Source organism: Shinella sp. WSC3-e (assembly GCF_945994535.1).
Taxonomy (GTDB): domain Bacteria; phylum Pseudomonadota; class Alphaproteobacteria; order Rhizobiales; family Rhizobiaceae; genus Shinella; species Shinella yambaruensis.
On record NZ_OZ000531.1, the window covers coordinates 727,463 to 744,700 of the forward strand.

The 17,238-nt window shown below is 66.2% G+C and carries 16 protein-coding genes; 11 read left to right on the forward strand and 5 right to left on the reverse strand.

Features of this window, described 5'->3' with window-relative positions; genetic code table 11:
* Nucleotides 1–71 precede the first annotated feature (71 nt).
* From AABF56_RS26555 to AABF56_RS26570, 4 genes are all read right to left on the reverse strand, one after another.
* The gene (locus tag AABF56_RS26555; protein WP_272808072.1) at nt 72–1,394 is read right to left on the reverse strand and encodes a hypothetical protein; all 1,323 of its coding nucleotides are present in this window, start codon (nt 1,392–1,394) and stop codon (nt 72–74) included.
* Complete coding sequence (locus tag AABF56_RS26560) at nt 1,391–2,599, reverse strand: glycosyltransferase family 4 protein (RefSeq protein ID WP_272808071.1); 1,209 nt, start codon at nt 2,597–2,599, stop codon at nt 1,391–1,393. The genes AABF56_RS26555 and AABF56_RS26560 overlap by 4 nt, the downstream gene beginning before the upstream one ends.
* Nucleotides 2,599–3,519, reverse strand: a complete 921-nt coding sequence (locus tag AABF56_RS26565; protein ID WP_272808070.1) for a glycosyltransferase — start codon at nt 3,517–3,519, stop codon at nt 2,599–2,601. Before AABF56_RS26565 ends, AABF56_RS26560 begins: the two co-directional genes overlap by 1 nt.
* Before the next feature lie 206 nt (nt 3,520–3,725).
* Nucleotides 3,726–4,406, reverse strand: a complete 681-nt coding sequence (locus AABF56_RS26570; RefSeq protein ID WP_272808069.1) for a polysaccharide deacetylase family protein — start codon at nt 4,404–4,406, stop codon at nt 3,726–3,728.
* A gap of 177 nt (nt 4,407–4,583) precedes the next feature.
* On the opposite strand from AABF56_RS26570, the gene AABF56_RS26575 reads away from it, so the two are divergent.
* The 9 genes from AABF56_RS26575 to AABF56_RS26615 all read left to right on the forward strand — a co-directional run bounded on the left by AABF56_RS26575 (nt 4,584) and on the right by AABF56_RS26615 (nt 14,913).
* Nucleotides 4,584–5,837: an oligosaccharide flippase family protein gene (locus AABF56_RS26575; protein WP_272808068.1), complete on the forward strand. Its 1,254-nt coding sequence runs from the start codon at nt 4,584–4,586 to the stop codon at nt 5,835–5,837.
* A gap of 203 nt (nt 5,838–6,040) precedes the next feature.
* Nucleotides 6,041–7,849: a serine aminopeptidase domain-containing protein gene (locus AABF56_RS26580; RefSeq protein ID WP_272808067.1), complete on the forward strand. Its 1,809-nt coding sequence runs from the start codon at nt 6,041–6,043 to the stop codon at nt 7,847–7,849.
* Nucleotides 7,850–8,004: 155 nt separating this feature from the next.
* Nucleotides 8,005–8,850: a hypothetical protein gene (locus AABF56_RS26585; RefSeq protein WP_272808066.1), complete on the forward strand. Its 846-nt coding sequence runs from the start codon at nt 8,005–8,007 to the stop codon at nt 8,848–8,850.
* A 30-nt stretch (nt 8,851–8,880) separates the two neighbouring features.
* A complete protein-coding gene (locus AABF56_RS26590; protein ID WP_244766074.1) occupies nt 8,881–9,138 on the forward strand; it encodes an acyl carrier protein in 258 nt (85 codons plus the stop codon).
* Nucleotides 9,138–10,658 carry an AMP-binding protein gene (locus tag AABF56_RS26595; RefSeq protein ID WP_272808156.1) on the forward strand — a complete coding sequence of 507 codons (1,521 nt, stop codon included), beginning with the start codon at nt 9,138–9,140 and terminating at the stop codon, nt 10,656–10,658. The genes AABF56_RS26590 and AABF56_RS26595 overlap by 1 nt, the downstream gene beginning before the upstream one ends.
* Nucleotides 10,651–11,970 (forward strand): type III PLP-dependent enzyme, encoded by a 1,320-nt coding sequence (locus tag AABF56_RS26600; RefSeq protein WP_272808065.1) that lies wholly within the window; start codon nt 10,651–10,653, stop codon nt 11,968–11,970. Before AABF56_RS26595 ends, AABF56_RS26600 begins: the two co-directional genes overlap by 8 nt.
* Nucleotide 11,971: 1 nt before the next feature.
* Nucleotides 11,972–13,099 carry a sugar-transfer associated ATP-grasp domain-containing protein gene (locus AABF56_RS26605; RefSeq protein WP_272808064.1) on the forward strand — a complete coding sequence of 376 codons (1,128 nt, stop codon included), beginning with the start codon at nt 11,972–11,974 and terminating at the stop codon, nt 13,097–13,099.
* A gap of 109 nt (nt 13,100–13,208) precedes the next feature.
* Nucleotides 13,209–13,682 (forward strand): cupin domain-containing protein, encoded by a 474-nt coding sequence (locus AABF56_RS26610; RefSeq protein ID WP_244766071.1) that lies wholly within the window; start codon nt 13,209–13,211, stop codon nt 13,680–13,682.
* A gap of 61 nt (nt 13,683–13,743) precedes the next feature.
* The gene (locus AABF56_RS26615; protein ID WP_272808063.1) at nt 13,744–14,913 is read left to right on the forward strand and encodes a nucleotide sugar dehydrogenase; all 1,170 of its coding nucleotides are present in this window, start codon (nt 13,744–13,746) and stop codon (nt 14,911–14,913) included.
* 34 nt (nt 14,914–14,947) lie between these two features.
* On the opposite strand, the gene AABF56_RS26620 is transcribed toward AABF56_RS26615, so the two are convergent.
* The gene (locus AABF56_RS26620) at nt 14,948–15,109 is read right to left on the reverse strand and encodes a hypothetical protein (RefSeq protein WP_244766069.1); all 162 of its coding nucleotides are present in this window, start codon (nt 15,107–15,109) and stop codon (nt 14,948–14,950) included.
* Between the two features lie 378 nt (nt 15,110–15,487).
* Between AABF56_RS26620 and AABF56_RS26625 the strand changes: the two genes are divergently transcribed.
* Nucleotides 15,488–16,729 carry an AGE family epimerase/isomerase gene (locus AABF56_RS26625; protein ID WP_272808062.1) on the forward strand — a complete coding sequence of 414 codons (1,242 nt, stop codon included), beginning with the start codon at nt 15,488–15,490 and terminating at the stop codon, nt 16,727–16,729.
* A gap of 98 nt (nt 16,730–16,827) precedes the next feature.
* A complete protein-coding gene (locus AABF56_RS26630) occupies nt 16,828–17,235 on the forward strand; it encodes a DUF3307 domain-containing protein (protein ID WP_272808061.1) in 408 nt (135 codons plus the stop codon).
* Nucleotides 17,236–17,238 lie beyond the last annotated feature (3 nt).

Here is a 17,238-nt window from a genome sequence, read left to right on the forward strand (position 1 = left end):
TGCCGTTTGCCGGCGTGATGACGAACGCCGCTGCCGGACCTGCGTCCTAGCGGCAAAACCTTTCGGATACCCTATCCCGGCGCGTGAAGGCCGGCTTCACGCACCACGAGCGGCATTTTCCCGCTTTTCTCCCGCGCGATCGCCTCGCAGAAGCGGATTTCCACCCGCATCGTCCCGGGCAGGCGCGGCGCGAACTTCGCGGCGATCGCCGCCTTCAGCGTCTCGTCCGCAGGCCCCTCGGCAACGGCGAGAACCAGCACGCGGTCCGGGTCGGTCTGGCGCAGCTGCATCTGCACGAGGCCGTCGATGGAGCGCGGAATGTGGTTCATGCCGATCAGCCGGCTGCCGTCGGGGGCGATCAGATAGTCGCTTTCGCGCCCCTCGATGCGGGCGAAGGGCCGCATGCCGAGCGCCACCCCTTCGGCGCCCTGCGCGTCGGCGGCGTCCGCAGCGATCGCGATGTCCCCGGTGTCGTAGCGCAGCAGCGGCTGCGCTTCGTTGCGCAGATTGGTCGCGACGATGCGAAAGCGTCCGCCGCCCTCGCCTTCCGCCGGCTGCAGTTCCACGCGGCCATAGGCCGGCATAAACCGGTAGGCCGACGCCTTCAACGCATAGGCGAAGCAGACCCGCTCGGCCTGGCCGTAATAATCGGCGACGCAGGCGCCGAAGAGCCGTTCCGCCCGCGCGCGCAGCTCGTCCGTCAGCACCTCGGAAGAGGTCAGCACGACCGGCACGTCGAGCCGCCAGCCCCGGCGCTCCATGCAGGCGGCAAGCATGTCGAGCGCCGAGGGATAGGCCCAGATGACGCTCGGCGAAAATTCCTTCAGCGCGGCAAAGAAGGTTTCCGCCGTGGCGGTGTTCAGATGGGCGACGGAGAAGTTCAGGATCCGCCCGCCGCGCTCCACGCGCCAGTAGGGCGGCGTCCGGTCGGACGGGTCCTTGATGGCCTCGCCGCGCAGCACGGCGATCCTGTCGCGCCGGAAGTCGCCGCCGGCGAGCGCGACCACATGGTCGATCGCCGCCTGCTCGAACACGACGGAGGCGAAACTGCGCTTGATGGCGAGCGGAATGCCGGACGAGCCGCTGGTCGCCGCCGCCGTGGTCAGGAAACCGGACGAGGAGCGGTAGCGGTTGGGACCCGAGCGCAGCATCTCCTTCGTCAGGAGGGGATGGGCATCGAGGGATTTGCCCCGCCAGGCCGCATAACCGGGCAGGCCGGAGGCAGCCGCGAGGGTCCGCTCCACGAGGCGCTGCTGGAGCGCCCTGCGGCCGTCGATATCGCTGTCGTCGAAAGCGGCAAGCTCCCGCCGATAGGCGTGATAGAGCGGCGGGAAGCGGCGAACCAATGCATCCCCGAGGGACGCCATCCTGAGCTTGGCGATCGCGTTCGTCATCGGCCGTTGTCCGCGTTCGCCACGACACGGCTTATGAAATCGTCATAGGCCTTGACCATGTAGTCCATCCTCAGGGTTTCGCGCCGGGCGGCGGCGTTTGCCGCAAGGCGTTGCTGTTCCTCCGGCGCGGCAAGGAAAGCCGCGAGCCCCTTGTGGAAATCGGCCTCGTCGCCGGCGATCAGCAGGCTGTCCTCGCCCTCCGTCAGATATTCGATCTCGGGGCTGTGGAAGTCGTGCTTGCGCGTGATGATGGGGCGGCCATGGGCGAAGGCATGGTTGATGGCAAGGCCGAGATAACCGGGGATGACGACCGCGCGGCAGAGCTTCATGGCCTTGGCGATGCGCAGGTCGGACGGGTCGATCGCCCCGGCGAAGCGGATGTTGCGCGCCCCGCCGGCAAGCGCCTCGAGCCTGGCGCGCTCCTCGCCGTCGCCGATCACCAGCACGTCCACCGGCCGCCCGTCCACCTCGGGAGAGGCGACGGCGAAACGCACCAGGCTGTCCACCTCCTTGCGTGGCACGAGACGGCCGACATAGAGCAGCACGTCGGAACCCGGCCGCAGGCCGAACTCGGCGCGGATCCCGGCGTCGTCGCACGCTGCGGCCCTGTCGGCGAGCACGATCTGCTCTTCGACGTCGATCGTGTTGCGCACGACCTGGATCCGGTCGGCGGGCACGCCGATCGACAGGAGATGTTCACGCCCCTTCTCGGTATAGGCGAGGTAGCCGTCGCCAAGCCGCGCGAGGCGGTCGGCGGCCCAGCGGGCGATCCGGTCCTTGAGCGGAGGCCGCGCGCCGCCCTCCTCCCACGAGCCGTAGGCCTTGCGGTAGCCGAAGCCCCACCAGAAGACCGGCCGCCTGCGCAGCTTGGCAAGCGCGAGGATGGCGAAGCTCGACAGGAACTTGAACTCGTGGCCGATGACGACGCCGTCGAACCGCCCCTTCACATAGCGCGAGACCGCCGCCTGCCAGATCAGCAGCGCCTTTTTCAGCCGCAGCTCCACGGTGCCGACTTCGACATTGGCGAAGGGAAACGGCGGCTTGGCCACTTGCAGCGAGGTGTTGGACGGCGGCTTGCCGTGGAAGACGACATACTGGTTGCGGGAGGTCTCGGCCAGCCGCACGTAGAAGCCCCGCCGGTAGACGGGAACGCAGCCCTGGTGGAAGATCGCCACGCGATAGGGTTTTGCGGGTTTCTGCAGCATCACGTCCCCCCTCCGCTCCGTCCGTAATAGCCGGCCCTCTGCCAGAACGTCAGCTTGCCCAGCGCCGACATGACCTGCATGGCGTTGCGTGCATAGAACTGGCGGCTGAACGGATAGCTCGCCGCCGCGAGCGGCGAAAAGACGACGAGCTGGGCAAGCGCCTTCACCGCAACCGCGAGGAAGGTCGACACCGGCCGCGGCGCCCAGGCGATCCTCACATGGGTCGTGTTGCGCGCGGTGACGAGCTTGCGGCGCAGGAACGCCGGCAGCGACGCCTTCGACTGCGGCCAGAACTCGTGCACGGTCGCATCCGCCACCCAGATGATCTTGCGCCCCTTGCGGTAGAGGCCATGGGTGAATTCCGTGTCCTCGCCGCCGGACCGGCCGAGGCGCGGGTCGAAGGGCGGGGTGCCGTCGAAGCAGGTGGCGACGCGCAGCATGATGTTGCCCGTGCGCGCGGCCTGCAGCTGGCCGCCGGTCGCCATGGCCTCGCGCTTTCCGAAGAAGAAGGGCGTGGGGTCCCAGCCGAGCGCCGGCTTGTTCTCGAAGACCGGCAGGACGGGCCCGGTGCCCATGTCGGCCTCATGGGCGAGCAGCGCGCGGTGGAGGTTCGCCAGCCAGTCGGGCTCGGCGGTCTCGTCGTCGTCGATGAAGGCGATGAACTGGCCCTTCGCGGCGGCCACCCCGGCGTTTCGCGCATGGGAAATGCCGCTTCGTGCCTCGTGGACGTAGCGCAACGGCGGTTCGAGGCCCGACAGGCTCTCCACCCAGGCTCGCGCGTTCGCGTCCGGCGTGTTGTCGACGACGATCATCTCGAAGGCGTGCCCGTCGGCAAGGCGCTGGGCGTAGACGGATGCGATCGTCCGCCGCGCCATCACCTCCCTGTCAAAGGTGCACATGACTACCGAAATCAAGGTCAAGCGCTCCATCCTTCCTGCCGGCCCGTTGGGGCTGCGGTTTCCGGCGCCTTCGCAACCGACAATCGCATACGCCGTTCCCCAAGCTGATGACGGTTCGTGTCTAACACGGCGTTAATTTCGGCCGTCCAGTTCCCTTTCGGTGCAGGTTTCGTGGTTGCTTGGTTAATGTGCGCGAAACGAAAACGATCAAATGCGAAGGAGGTCGGCTACCAGCGATAGCGCAACCGACGCGCGATCCGATAGGCGAGGCCCCGGGCCTTCGCGCCGGGGCGCGCGAGCGGCAGGAGGCCGCTCCGGGGATCGAAGGTTTCGGTCAGCGACCGGCGCGGGCAGAACCAGACATCGCGATAGGCAAGGCCCGTGGAGCTCGTGAAGACGCGGTCGTAGCGTTCCGCCTTCAGCCGCCGCAAGACCGAGCGGTCAAACCCGCCGAAGGGGATCGAGGCATAGGCGACCGGCGCGCCGAGCACATCCTCGATCTTCCTGCGGGCATCCACAAGTTCGCGGCGATATCCCGCCTCGTCGAGGGAACGCCAGTCGACGTGGTCGTGGCCGTGGCTGCCGACCGTCATGCCGGCCGCGGCGATATCGCGGATCTGGGCGGCGGAGAGATAGCCCTTCTGCCCGATCCGGCCGGCGAGAACGAAGAAGATGCCGCTCCGGCCATGATCCGCCAGCACCGGCAACGCGACGTCATAGTCGGAGAGATTGCCGTCGTCGAAGGTGACATACGCCTCGACCCCGGTCTTCGCCTCCAGGTCGTCGAGGCCGGCGATCGTTCGGCGGAAGACCTCTTCCGTCACGAAATAGCGCAGCTCCCCTTCCGCGGGCGGCACGATCGGCGCGCCGATGCCGTGGAAGGTGAGGTAGAGCGTGTTCGCAAGCATGGTGTCTCCGGCGGCAACAGGGCGAGCGTCCTCCATCTACGCCGCAAAGCTCAAGAAACGGTTTACCGGCCCTGCCGCCATTGCGCGCAATCCGCCATTGTTCTAGACGTAGCGCCGTGATCGGGCGGCTGCCGGGCCGTGCCCGGGCGCCACGGGGGCAGAGCGCAGGGTGATTGGATGAAACGGATCGTGGCGCTTGCCGACAAAGTTCGCGGTTCGCTTCTCGCCCGGAACACGATCGTCTACACATTCAACTTCGGCATGCAGCTGGTCATCCAGTTCGGCTACTTCATGCTGCTGTCCCGCTATCTCGGCTCATCCGAATACGGTGTCTTCGTCGCGCTTTCGAGCATCAACGGCATCGGCGTGCTGCTGGTGGGGCTGGGCAGCGACCATGTGATGATCCAGCGCGTCGCCGTCGATCCGGCGAGCTTTTCGCGCTCCCTCGGCCACAGCGTCGCGATGTCCGCGCTGACGGTGCCGATCATCGCCGTCCTTGCCGCCGTCATCGGCCATTATCTCGTGGGCGACCATGTGCACGTCGCCTCGCTCCTTGCCTTCGTCGTGGCCCATCTCGTCTTCGGCCGCATCGTCGCCGTCTGCGCCAGCGCGTTCATGGCCTTCGACCGGGCAAAGCTGCAACTGCTCGTCAATGTCGGCCTTGCGGTGCTGCGCGCGCTCTTCCTGGTGGCGGCGATCCTGTACCAGAAGGACCTGACGCTCGACGACTGGGCCTGGTGGTATCTTGCGGCCTCGGCGCTCGGCGCCCTGGTGGCCATGGCGCTGGTAGCCGTCGTCTGCGGCCTGCCCTCCCCGGGCGTGATCCGCGCGGACATCTCGCTAGGCCTGCAATATTGCCTGGAGTTCGTCGCGATCGGCAGCGTCGCCGATATCGACAAGCCGGCCGTCGCCCAGACGCTCGGCCCCGACATCGCCGGCCAGTATGCCGCAGGCTTCAAGATCGTCGATGCGGCATCGGCGCCGATCCGCGCCCTGCTCTACGCGACCTATACGCGCCACTTCCGCAACGCCTCCGCCAGCGCCACCGAAAGCGTGCGCTTCGGCCTGCGTCTCGTTCCGTTTTCCCTGGTGATCTCGGTTCCGATCGCGATCTTCCTCTATTTCGTGGCCGACTACATCCCCTATCTCATCGGCCACGATTTCGACGGCACGCCGGAGATCATTCAACTGCTGGCGCTTTATCCGCTGCTGATGGGCCTGTCGGGCATCGGCGCCGATATCCTGCGGGCGGTGGGCAAGCAGAAGCTGCGCATCACCCTGCTCATCCTCACGGCCCTCATCATGGTGCCGGCGATCACGGCGGGCGCCTCGCTCGGCGGCCTGCTGGGCGCGGGGCTTGCCCGTCTCGCCGTGCAGGTCTCCCTCGTCGGCGCGACCTGGATGTTCCTGGCGAAGGACAGGACCGTCTAGAGCACCGCCGTCAGGCAAGCCATTACACCCGATCTTAAGCTTTGCCCGGCACAACGGATGGATGATGCATCTTTAAATCGTGCGCCGGAGGGACGGAATGTCCGCGCGCCTGGTCAAGCCGACATCCGCGATGGCACGGTCCCGCGGGTCGCCTTCGGCGCGACGCGGCGTTGCGCAGCGGTGGACTGGGGACGAGACACGCAATGTCGGCAAACGCCAACAACGGCGCGGCCACCGCCGCGGAAAGAACATCCGAAGCCGGTGAGGCCGCCTGCCCCGTCGCCTTTTCAGGCCTTCCGGGGCTCTTCAAGCCTGCATCGGGCGCATCGCCGGCGCGCGATATCGCGGTTCTCTTCCTCAGCCCCTGGGGAATTGACGAATTGTGCACCCGGCGCTTCTTCCGCATCACCGCCGAGGTGCTGGCCGAAGCCGGCGTCGCGAGCCTGCGCTTCGATTATCCCGGCACCGCCAATGCGCTCGATGCCCCCGATGCCGTCATCGACGTCGATTGCTGGGTGGAGGCCGCCCGTGCGGGGGTCGAGGCCGTACGCCGTTTCTCCGGCGCGGACAACGTCGTCCTGCTCGGCTTCGGCCTCGGTGCGGCGATCGCGCTCAAGGCAAGCCCCCATGTGGAAAACCTTGCCGGCCTCGCGCTGCTCGCACCCGTCGTCGCCGGCCGGCGTTACCTGCGGGAACTCTCCGTCTGGTCGGCCGTCGTCGACGAGGGGGTGGGCGTCGCCCCGCATATGCGCGATACCGCGCCCGGCACGATCGCCGGGCTGACGATGCCGCAGGGCATCGTCGACACGCTCGCGACGCTCAATGCCGACGCCTTCGACGACAACCCGGCCGGGCAGGTCTTCTTCGCCGCGCGGCCCGACAACACGGCGGACCGCCAGTTGCGCGACCGACTGGCGAAAGGCGAGGCGGCGATCCGGGACTTCACCTTCCGCGGCTATGACAAGCTGGTCTCCAATCCGCTCGGGCAGGAAATCCCGGCCGACTTTCTCGAAGCCTTCCCGGACTGGCTGAAAGGCCTTGCCGCCTTCGAGGCGCCCGCCCGCCATCCCCCGAGGCTTCCGGCCGGCCCCGCCGTCCTCGCCGTCGGCGCGGTGCGCGAGACCGCCCTGCGCTTCGGGCCCGGCGGGCGGCTCATCGGAACGCTCACCGAGCCCATGCAGGGCGACACGGGCACGACGGCCGTGCTGCTGACCACCGGCTACGACCACCAGGGCGGCTGGGCGCGCTCGGGCGTCGATCTCGCCCGCCATCTCGCCCGAAAAGGCGTCGCCTCGTTCCGCTTCGACAGCGCCGGCGTCGGCGACAGCCCGCCCGTGCCCGGCCGCCGCGCGCAGGTTCTCTACGATGAACCGCAGATCGCCGACATGGCATCGGTGCGGCAATATCTCGACGGCATCGGCAGGACGGGCCCGGCCATTCTCTTCGGGCGTTGCAGCGGGGCCTATGTCGCCTTCCGCGCGGCGGCGCAGGACGAGCGGTGGGCCGCGTGCATCTCCGTCAATCCCTATGCGTTCCGCTGGTTGAAACCGCCGAGCGAGGCGATCGTCTCCAGCGCACCCCGCGCCCTTGGCGACTATTCCCAGAAGGCGCTCCAGCTCGACACGTTCCGTCGCCTCGTCTCCGGCGACATCGACCTGCGCGCCGCCGCACGCAACATCGGCCAGCGCATCGCCCAGCGCCTGTCCAAGCGTCTCGCGCCGGTGCTCGGCCCGCTTCTGGCAACCGAGCGGCTCGAGCGGGCCGTCCACGGCGATTTTCGTGCCCTGTCGCAGCGGCCGGGCCGGACATGCCTCGTCTACAGCGTCGACGATCCGGGCCTCGACAATTTCCATGTCCATTTCGGCAGGCAGGCGGAGGGGCTGGCCGCCTACCCCAACGTCGAGCTCCATATCCTGCCGGATACCGACCACAACGTGACCCCGCGGGCGAGCAGGGAACGGCTCTTCGACATCGTCGAACAGGCGGCGACATCGCTTTCGCGCACCCGCTGAACGGTCGCATCGAAAGACCGGCCGGCAGCATGCGAACTGTTTACCTTGTTTGGCTTCAGGAGCCGCCGGCGCCCGGCGCGCGGGCTTCCGTTTAGCCTTTCTGAAGGAGTCGGGACTAGAGACTGGCATCACGGAACAGGATCGCCACGCAGGATATGCTCAAGCTACGCGCCATAGGCCATGACGGATTGGACGCCGCCTCGGACCTTCTCACGAAGGGCTTTCCGTCACGCACGCGCGACTTCTGGCGGCGGGGGCTGAAGCGGCTTCTCGACCATGAAGGTACGGCCGGCGCCGGGCCGATCGGCAACTTCCTGATGGCGGGCGAGACCCCCATCGGCATCCTCCTGACGATCGCGAGAAGCGACGAACGGACCGGGCGGAAGGTGATCAACCTTTCCAGCTGGTATGTCGAGGAAAGCCACCGCTGGTATGCGCCGCGCATGCTGCTGGCGGCCATGTCGGACAGCCGGGCGACCTACACGGACCTGACGCCATCGAAGGCCGCGACCGAGCTCAACAACCGCCTCGGCTTCCGCACGATCGACTACGACCTGCCGCTGTTTGCCCTTCCCTGGCTGGCCATCGCCGGCCGCAGGCGGGGCAGGCTCGTGGCGCTCGACGCGGTGCCGGCGGGCGCCATTGCCGAGGCGCTCATGCGCGACCTCAGGGCGCACCGGGACCTCGGCTGCATCGTGACGGTGATCGAGAGCAACGGGCGCCACCATCCCGTCGTCTTCGACGTCATCCGCAAGAAGCGCATCCCGCTCGCCCGGGTGATCTACGCCGAAAGCAGCGATCTCGTCACCGACAACCTGGCGATCCTGGCCCGCCTGCTGCTCCGGCATGGCGTGCCGCTGCTCTGCCTGCAATTGCCGCGCGGCCGGCATGTCCCCCATGCCTGGCGCTGGAAAAGCGGGCTGCGCTACCAGGTCAAGGGCGAATGGGACGAGCGGATCATCGATGAACTCTACTCCGAACGCGTGCTGCTCAAGGTTTAGCCGCGACCGGTCTTCACGAAGGGAAAAGCCATGCTGGACAATGTGACTGCCGCCCCGGATATCGAGGCAGAAATCTACGGCTACATCACCAAGCGCTTTCCCGCGCTTGCGCCGGTGACGCCGGATACGCCGCTGCTCGACGGGGCCATCGATTCCCTGGGCTTCCTCGAACTGATCATGTTCCTCGGCGAACGCTTCGGCATTTCGATGGAGGACGACGGTTTCGACTTCCAGGAACTGGGAACGCCGGCAAGCCTCGTCAACTTCGTTTCGCGGGCGCGGACGTGATCAAGGCCCCTGTCCTCCTCCATCACCTGCTCGCCCCCCACCGGCAAAGCGACAGGCCTGCGCTGATCGACGGCGACCGGCAGCTCGACTACCGCGCCTTTCATGGCGAGGTCGAGCGTTTCGCCTCGGCGCTGCGGCACGCCGGCCTGGAGCGCGGGGACCGCGCCGCCATCTTCCTGCCGCGCGGCCTCGAGGAATGCATCGCCATCTTCGCCGTCAGCCGGGCGATGGGCGTCTTCGTTCCGATCAACGCGCTGCTGCGCGGCCAGCAGATCAGCCATATCGTGGCCGATTGCGCGGCGCGTGTCGTGATCACCAACCGGGACCTTGCGCCGATGGTCGCCGCGAGCCTGGAGGGTGTTTTCGAGACGCGCATCCTTCTCGTCGAGGAGATGGCGGAGGTAGAGCCCGCCGCGTTGCGCGACGACAATATCGGGGAGGACCTTGCGGCGATCCTCTATACGTCCGGCTCCACCGGACGACCGAAAGGCGTGATGCTGTCGCATCGCAACCTCCTGGCGGGCGCCCGCATCGTTCGCACCTATCTCGCCATCACGCCGGACGAGCGCATCCTCTCCGTCCTGCCGTTCAGCTTCGACTACGGCCTGAACCAGCTTCTGACGGCGGTGGAGCAAGGCGCGCTGACGGTCATCCTGACCTTCCGCTTCGGCGACGAGATCGTGCGGGCGCTGCGCGACCACAGGATCACCGGCCTTGCCGGTGTACCCACCATCTGGGCGATCCTGACCAAGGCCTCGCCGCTCCTGCACAAGACGGAGCTGCCGCATCTGCGCTACGTCACCAATTCCGGCGGCGCGGTTCCCTCGCAGACGGTCGCCAACCTGCGCAGGATGCTGCCGGCGACGAACGTCATCCTGATGTACGGCCTGACGGAGGCCTTCCGCTCGACCTACCTGCCGCCGGAGGAACTCGACCGCCGCCCCACCTCGATCGGCAAGGCCATCCCGGAATGCGAGATCTTCATCGTGACGGAGGACGGCCGCCGCGCGAAACCGGGCGAACCCGGCATTCTCGTCCACCGCGGACCCACCGTCTCGCTCGGCTACTGGAACCGGCCGGAGGAAACCGCGCGGGTGCTGAAGCAGAACCCCTTCCGGTCCAGGGACCAGGGCGGCGACATCGTCTGCTATTCGGGCGATCTGGCGGTGGAGGACGAGGACGGCTTCTTCAGCTTCATCGGCCGCAACGATGCGATGATCAAGTCCTCGGGCTATCGCATCAGCCCTTCCGAGGTGGAAGAGGCGATCATGGCGACCGGGCGCTTCCGCCAGGTCGCCGTCATCGGCCTGCCGGACGACTTTGCCGGACAGAAGGTCCATGCGGTGGCGGTCGCCCTGGAACCGGATGTCGAGACCGCACCCGTCTTGCAGGCGGTCGCCGGCACGCTCGCCGCCTACATGGTGCCGCGTGACCTGGAGCTCGTCGAAACGCTGCCGGTGACGCCGAACGGCAAGGTGGACTACCGGCAACTCGTCAGGGAGCGCGCGAACAATGGCTGATCCGGCAGGCAAGGCGACAAACCACGGCTATGCGCTGGCAAGGCAGCTTTTCGACATCCGCGGCGACGACCTCCATGTCGGCGGCCTTGCGGTCCGCGAGATCGTCTCGCGCATCGGCTCGCCCGCCTACATCTATGACGGCGGCGGCATGCGGCGGGCCTATCGCCGGCTTGCCGCGGCGCTCGACGGCTTCGCCTCCATCTACTATTCGGTGAAGGCCAATCCGGCGCGCAGCGTCATCCGGCTCTTCGTCGAGGAGGGCGCCGGTGTCGAGATCGCCTCGCTCGGCGAATATCGCGCGGCGATCGCCGCAGGCGCGGCACCCGGGCGGATCCTCTTTGCCGGACCCGGCAAGCGCCGCGCGGAACTGGAAGCGGTGATCGAGGGCGGCATCGGCGAGATCCATATCGAGGGTCTCGACGAGATCGAGCGGATCCGCGCGATCGGCAAGCGCGTCCATGCCTCCATCCGCATCAATCCGGTTCCGGACGTGCAGGTCGGAGCCATGCGGATGGGCGGCAAGGCGACGGCCTTCGGCTTCGACGAGGAAGACCTCGACGCGGCGATCGCCGCGGTGACGGCCGCGCCGAACATCGACCTCGTCGGCATCCACGTCTACGGCGGCACGCAGATCCTCGATGCCGAGGCGCTGATCGGCGGCTGGCGGCACGCCATCGACCTTGCGGCGCGTGTCGCCCGCACGACCGGCAGGCCGCTGCACACCGTCGACCTCGGCGGCGGCCTCGGCATCCCCTACTATGCCAACGACAAGCCGCTCGACCTCGACGCCGTGGCCGCGGCCGTTCCGGAGCTGACGGCGCGGATGCGCGCCGAGCCCCTGCTGGCCGATGCCCGCGCCATCGTCGAGCCCGGCCGGTTCCTCACCGGCGAAGCCGGCCTCTATGTCAGCGAGATCAACGCGCTCAAGACCTCCCGCGGCGTGCGCTTCCTCGTGCTGGATGGCGGGATGAATCACCATCTGGCAGCCTCCGGCAATCTCGGCCAGGTCATCAAGCGCAACTACCCCGTCGTCGCGCCGGCGCGCATGACGGCCGAGCCGGACCAGCCCGCAACCGTGGTCGGCCCGCTCTGCACGCCGCTCGACACGCTCGCCCGCGACACCGGCCTGCCGGAACTGCGCGCTGGGGACCTCGTCGCCGTCCTGCAGTCCGGCGCCTACGGCCTGACGGCGAGCCCGGTGAATTTCCTCTCCCATCCGCAGCCTGCCGAAGCGCTCGTGGAAGAGGGCACAATCGAAACAATAGACCGATTCCGCTCGATGGATGTTTTACCGAACCGCGAGGAGACGTAACATGATAACGAGGAATTATAAGCGCTTCAAAAGAATGCTGACCGAAGATTTCCAGGTCTATCTGAAGGCTTCGGACAAGAAACCAATTCCGCAGCAGGTTTCCGAGATCTATCGACTCTACACGCTGTACGGCTACCTCCCCTATCAATACCTGAAACACAGCCTCTATCTCAGGCGGTTCGGCAAGGAGATCTACCGGTATTTCCCGACGGAGCTCCTGCACATAGCGCGCGACACGGCGAATGCGGCGGCGGACCCGACGATCGTCGAGGACAAGCTGCTCTTCGAGACCACTATCCGCGCGGCCGATCTGGGAACGACCAACACCCTCTTCCGGCTGCGGCGCGATGCCATCGGCGACATGGCCGGCAAACCGGTTTCCCATGACGACTTCGTCCGGGCGATCGACGCCATGAACCTTCCCGACGGCATCATCGTCAAGCCGCTCACGGGCGGCTCGGGCAGCGCCGTGTTCAAGCTGCGCACCCGCGACGGCCGCCTGCTGCACAAGGACGAGGTGCTTGACCAGGCCCGGTTCAACCATCTCGTCTTCAACACCAACAACGGCTTCCACTGGACGGACTTCATCGTCCAGGAAACGATCGACCAGCATCCGGAGCTTTCCCGGTTCAACCCGACCTCCGTCAACACGGTGCGCATCGATACCTTCGTCGACGCGGCGGGAACCGTCCATTTCAATACCGCCGCGCTCAAGGTGGGCATGCCCGGCAGCATCATCGACAATTCCGGCATCGGCGGCTACATGATCGCCGTCGATATCGAAACCGGCCGCCTCATGACGGGCGCCAAGCGCGAGCCGAAATACGGCGGCCAGTATTACGATATCCGCTCGACCTTCGGCATCGACCCGGCGACATTCACCATGCCGTTCTGGCGCGACGTACGCGAGGCGGTGCAACGGGCCGCCCAGACGCTCGCGCCTTTCCGGTCGCTGGGTTGGGACATCGCCATCACGCCGTCCGGTCCCCTCATCATCGAAGCCAATGCCGACTACGGCATAGAAGTCCTGCAGGAGCTTGCAGGCGGGTATGTCGACAAGGCGCTCGGCCAGTCCTATCTCGACCGCCATCCGGCCAGAAAGGAACGCATCCTCGAAGCCCTGCAGTAGCACACCGGCAGAAACGGGGGATGTGAAGGAACAGGTTCAGATATTCTTTAGATCTCTCCCGGAGAATTCGGGAGCGCATTGGGGCAGCACGATTGCCGGGGGGCAGGACATGGTATTGAAGTTGATTCTGGCGTCGATGGTGGGGGTGGCGATACGCACGCGCTATTCCGAGATCACGACGGCGAAGGGGATCGTCACCGCCGCGCTCGACGAACTTGAAATGGCGCCCGCGCCGATCGAGCCCTCATGGATCATCGCCGGCAACCCGGAGGCGCGCCTTTCTCTTCACTCGCGTTCCGCCGACCAGCAGGCGACGACCGCCATATGGGACTGTACGGCCGGCACCTTCCGCTGGTATTTCGGATGGGACGAAACGGTCCTCATCCTGGACGGCGAGGTGCGGGTCACCGGCGAGGACGGCGCCGAGCGCGTGCTGAAGGAGGGCGACATCGCCTATTTCCCGGCAGGGTCCTCGGCGATCTGGCACATCGACGACTATGTCCGCAAGATCGCATTCGGCCGCCGCGAATTTCCCGGCTCCGTCAACATGGCATTGAAACTGCGGGAGAAATTCCGCCGATAGACAGCAGGCCCTTCCCCATCGAAGCCGGCTGCGCCGTCCGTCCATCCGTTCAGAGGTATTCATGGTCGACATCACGGTTGCCGGCATCGGTTATGTCGGCCTTTCCAATGCCGTGCTTCTCGCACAGCACAACGACGTCCTTGCCTATGACATCAGCGAACAGCGCGTGGCCAAATTGAATGCGCGCGTCTCGCCGATCGTCGATGCGGAGATCGAGACCTATCTGCGCACGCAGCCCCTGCGGCTGAGGGCAACGGCGGACAAGGCCGAAGCCTTCGCCAAGGCCGATTTCGTGGTGGTGGCGACGCCGACGAACTACGATCCGCACAGCAACTATTTCGACACGAGCAGCGTCGAGGCCGTCATCGAGGATGTGCGGCGCGTCAACGCCGGCGCCACCATCGTCATCAAGTCGACCGTGCCCGTCGGCTATACGCAATCATTGCAGGCGGCGCGCGACGACCACCGCATCCTCTTCTCGCCCGAATTCCTGCGCGAGGGCAAGGCGCTCCACGACAACCTCCATCCCTCCCGCATCGTGATAGGGGGCGACACGCCCGAGGCCCGCCGGTTCGCGGGCCTGCTCCAGGAAGGAGCCATCAAAAAGGACATCCCCCTGCTGTTCACCGGCTCCGGGGAGGCCGAAGCGATCAAGCTTTTCGCCAACACCTATCTCGCGATGCGGGTCGCCTATTTCAACGAGCTCGATTCCTATGCCATGACGCATGGCATCGACACGCGCCAGGTCATCGAGGGGGTTGGGCTCGATCCGCGCATCGGCACGCACTACAACAACCCTTCGTTCGGCTATGGCGGCTATTGCCTGCCGAAAGACACCAAGCAGCTGCTCGCCAACTTCAGCGAAGTGCCGCAGAACCTCATCCGGGCCATTGTGGACGCCAATACGACGCGCAAGGATTTCCTGGCCGACGACATCGTCGCGCGCAACCCCGAGGTGGTGGGCGTCTACCGCCTCGCCATGAAGAAGGACTCGGACAATTTCCGCGCCTCCTCCATCCAGGGCATCATAAAGCGCATCAAGGCAAAGGGTATTCCGGTCATCGTCTACGAGCCGGATTTCGAGGGGGACACGTTCTTCCGCTCCGAAGTCGTGCGCGATCTCGCCGACCTCAAACGCCGCGCCGACCTCATCATCGCCAATCGCCTCGCCGAAGAACTCGAAGACGTCCGGGACAAAATCTACACGCGCGACGTGTTCGGGGCGGACTGAGGCAGTCCGCGATCATCGCATCTGGAACGGAAAATCAGCCGACGAGGCCGAAGACCACGGCGCCGACGAAGAGAAAGGCACCGGTAATGACGATCTGGTTCACGAGGGCCTGCTGTCTGGCGCGGCGGGCCCTGCGGTCGTTGGCGATGCCGAAGGGCAGATAACCGGGGCGGCCTTCGAGTTTGGCGTTGCTCATCCATCATCCCTTGTTGTGAAGGCTCTCTTCAGTCGGCCTTCGGGTGCGGACGATCATGTCCGTCCCGTTTTCTGAGGAGAGTTATATATTATCCCTATAAGATTGATAGAGTATATTTTCTCATTTTCGCCGCAATCGTAAATTCGCTTTTCACCCTCCCGGGGCTGCGTCTTCCGCCGGGAACGGGGCCTTCGTTGCCGGGTTGCCGTCCCCTCGGTTCTGGGCCATAACTCCCCTCCCACCGATCCGGAGGCCAACCGTCATTGCGAGCGTTGCGGGCCGTGCGTGAACACCGCGCCACGGCAGATTCCCCCCGCGCCCGTGACGACCCCGGCACGGGAAACAACAATGCGGACCGATCAAAAAGGAGAACGCATCATGGGCGCAACGGGACATCCAGGCACAGCATGGCGCAAGCGCGACTACCATCGCCAGTGGCTTTGGCGCGAAGCGAACCGCCTCTTCGATTTCTTCCAGAACCGGGCCTTCAATCCGCTCGGCGGGTTTCATGAACTCGATGCCGAAGGCCGGCCGCTCAACCCCGGAAACCCCGTGCGCGGTATTCATTCCACCGCACGCATGGTGCACTGCTTTGCCATCGGCAGCCTGCTCGGACGTCCCGGCTCCGACGATATCGTCGACCACGGCATGAAATACCTTTGGGAAAAGCACCGGGACGCGGAGCGCGGCGGCTATCACTGGTCGCTCGACAATGCCGGCCTGCTCGATGCCAGCAAGCAGGGTTACGGCCATGCCTTCGTGCTGTTGGCCGCCTCCAGCGCCAAGGTCGCCGGCCATCCGGATGCCGACCGCATGATCGCCGACGTCACCGAGGTTCTGGAAAAGCGTTTCTGGGAAGGCAAGCACGGCGCGATCGCGGAGGAATTCGAGGCGGACTGGACGGCGGTGCCCGGTTATCGCGGCCAGAATTCCAACATGCACCTGACGGAAGCCCTGATGGCCGCCTACGAGGCAACCGGCGAGAAGACCTATCTCGACAAGGCGGAAAGCGTCGCCGACCTCATCATCCGCCGCCGCGCCGGCGAAAACGGCTTCCGCGTGCCGGAACATTTCGACGAGAACTGGGTGCTGGACAAAGAGTACCGCGGCAACGAGATGTTCCGTCCCTCCGGCACCACGCCCGGCCATTGGCTGGAATGGGCGCGCCTCATCCTTCAACTCCACGCCCTCGGCGGCAGGAGACACGACTGGATGCCGGAGGCGGCGAAAGCCCTCTTCGCCCAGTCCATCGCGCTCGGCTGGGACAAGGAGAAGGGCGGCTTCTTCTATACGCTCGACTGGAACGACGAACCGGTCAACCGGAGCAAGCTATGGTGGCCGATGGCCGAGGGCGCGGGCGCGGCGGCATTCCTTTGCGAGCACCTGCCGGGCGACTTCCACGAGACCTGGTACCGGAAAATCTGGGACGCCATCGCGCGCCATTTCCTTGATCAGGACCGCGGCGGCTGGCATGAAGAGCTGACGGAAGATCTTGCGCCGAGCTATACCCTGTTCGCCGGCAAGGGAGACATCTATCATGCGCTCCAGGCCTGCCTGATCCCGCTCTATCCGGCGACGGGCAGCCTGACGAAGGGCATCGCCGAGGCTGGCGGCCGCTAGAGCAATTCCAGCAGAAGTGCGCAGCGGCCTTGCGTCCGGAAATCGCGTAGAAGGGGCCGCCCACCCCTGCTTTACGGCGGCGGGCAGACGGGAGCCGAATGATCGACATACCGGACCAGATCTCGACCGTATGGATCGCCGCCGCCATGGCGGCGTTCCTCGTCAAACACTTCCTGGCGGATTTCGTTTTCCAGACGGACTGGATCGCCATGGGCAAGGAGCAGCGAGAGGGCTGGTTGCTGCCGCTTGCGATCCATGCGGGCCTGCACGGCGCCATTACCGCCCTGCTGTTTCTTCTCGTTGCGCCGCCGCTCGCCTGGCTCGGCCTTGCCGACGCCCTCGTGCACGGTACGATCGACCGGATGAAGGGCGTCATGGCCCGCCGCCAGGCGCTCACTCCAAAGCAGACGGGCTTCTGGTGGCTTCTCGGTGCGGACCAGACGCTGCATCACATGACGCACCTCGCCCTTGCCGTCGTTCTCGCCGCCGCCGGCTCCGCCGGATAGGAC

Excerpts from the sequence above, each read along its gene's own strand:
- AABF56_RS26555 (WP_272808072.1), bottom strand. The coding sequence starts at position 1,394 with ATGACGAACGCGATCGCCAAGCTCAGGATGGCGTCCCTCGGGGATGCA.
- AABF56_RS26560 (WP_272808071.1), bottom strand. The coding sequence starts at position 2,599 with ATGCTGCAGAAACCCGCAAAACCCTATCGCGTGGCGATCTTCCACCAG.
- AABF56_RS26570 (WP_272808069.1), bottom strand. The coding sequence starts at position 4,406 with ATGCTTGCGAACACGCTCTACCTCACCTTCCACGGCATCGGCGCGCCG.
- AABF56_RS26575 (WP_272808068.1), top strand. The coding sequence starts at position 4,584 with ATGAAACGGATCGTGGCGCTTGCCGACAAAGTTCGCGGTTCGCTTCTC.
- AABF56_RS26580 (WP_272808067.1), top strand. The coding sequence starts at position 6,041 with ATGTCGGCAAACGCCAACAACGGCGCGGCCACCGCCGCGGAAAGAACA.
- AABF56_RS26585 (WP_272808066.1), top strand. The coding sequence starts at position 8,005 with ATGCTCAAGCTACGCGCCATAGGCCATGACGGATTGGACGCCGCCTCG.
- AABF56_RS26590 (WP_244766074.1), top strand. The coding sequence starts at position 8,881 with ATGCTGGACAATGTGACTGCCGCCCCGGATATCGAGGCAGAAATCTAC.
- AABF56_RS26600 (WP_272808065.1), top strand. The coding sequence starts at position 10,651 with ATGGCTGATCCGGCAGGCAAGGCGACAAACCACGGCTATGCGCTGGCA.
- AABF56_RS26605 (WP_272808064.1), top strand. The coding sequence starts at position 11,972 with ATGATAACGAGGAATTATAAGCGCTTCAAAAGAATGCTGACCGAAGAT.
- AABF56_RS26610 (WP_244766071.1), top strand. The coding sequence starts at position 13,209 with ATGGTATTGAAGTTGATTCTGGCGTCGATGGTGGGGGTGGCGATACGC.
- AABF56_RS26615 (WP_272808063.1), top strand. The coding sequence starts at position 13,744 with ATGGTCGACATCACGGTTGCCGGCATCGGTTATGTCGGCCTTTCCAAT.
- AABF56_RS26620 (WP_244766069.1), bottom strand. The coding sequence starts at position 15,109 with ATGAGCAACGCCAAACTCGAAGGCCGCCCCGGTTATCTGCCCTTCGGC.
- AABF56_RS26625 (WP_272808062.1), top strand. The coding sequence starts at position 15,488 with ATGGGCGCAACGGGACATCCAGGCACAGCATGGCGCAAGCGCGACTAC.
- AABF56_RS26630 (WP_272808061.1), top strand. The coding sequence starts at position 16,828 with ATGATCGACATACCGGACCAGATCTCGACCGTATGGATCGCCGCCGCC.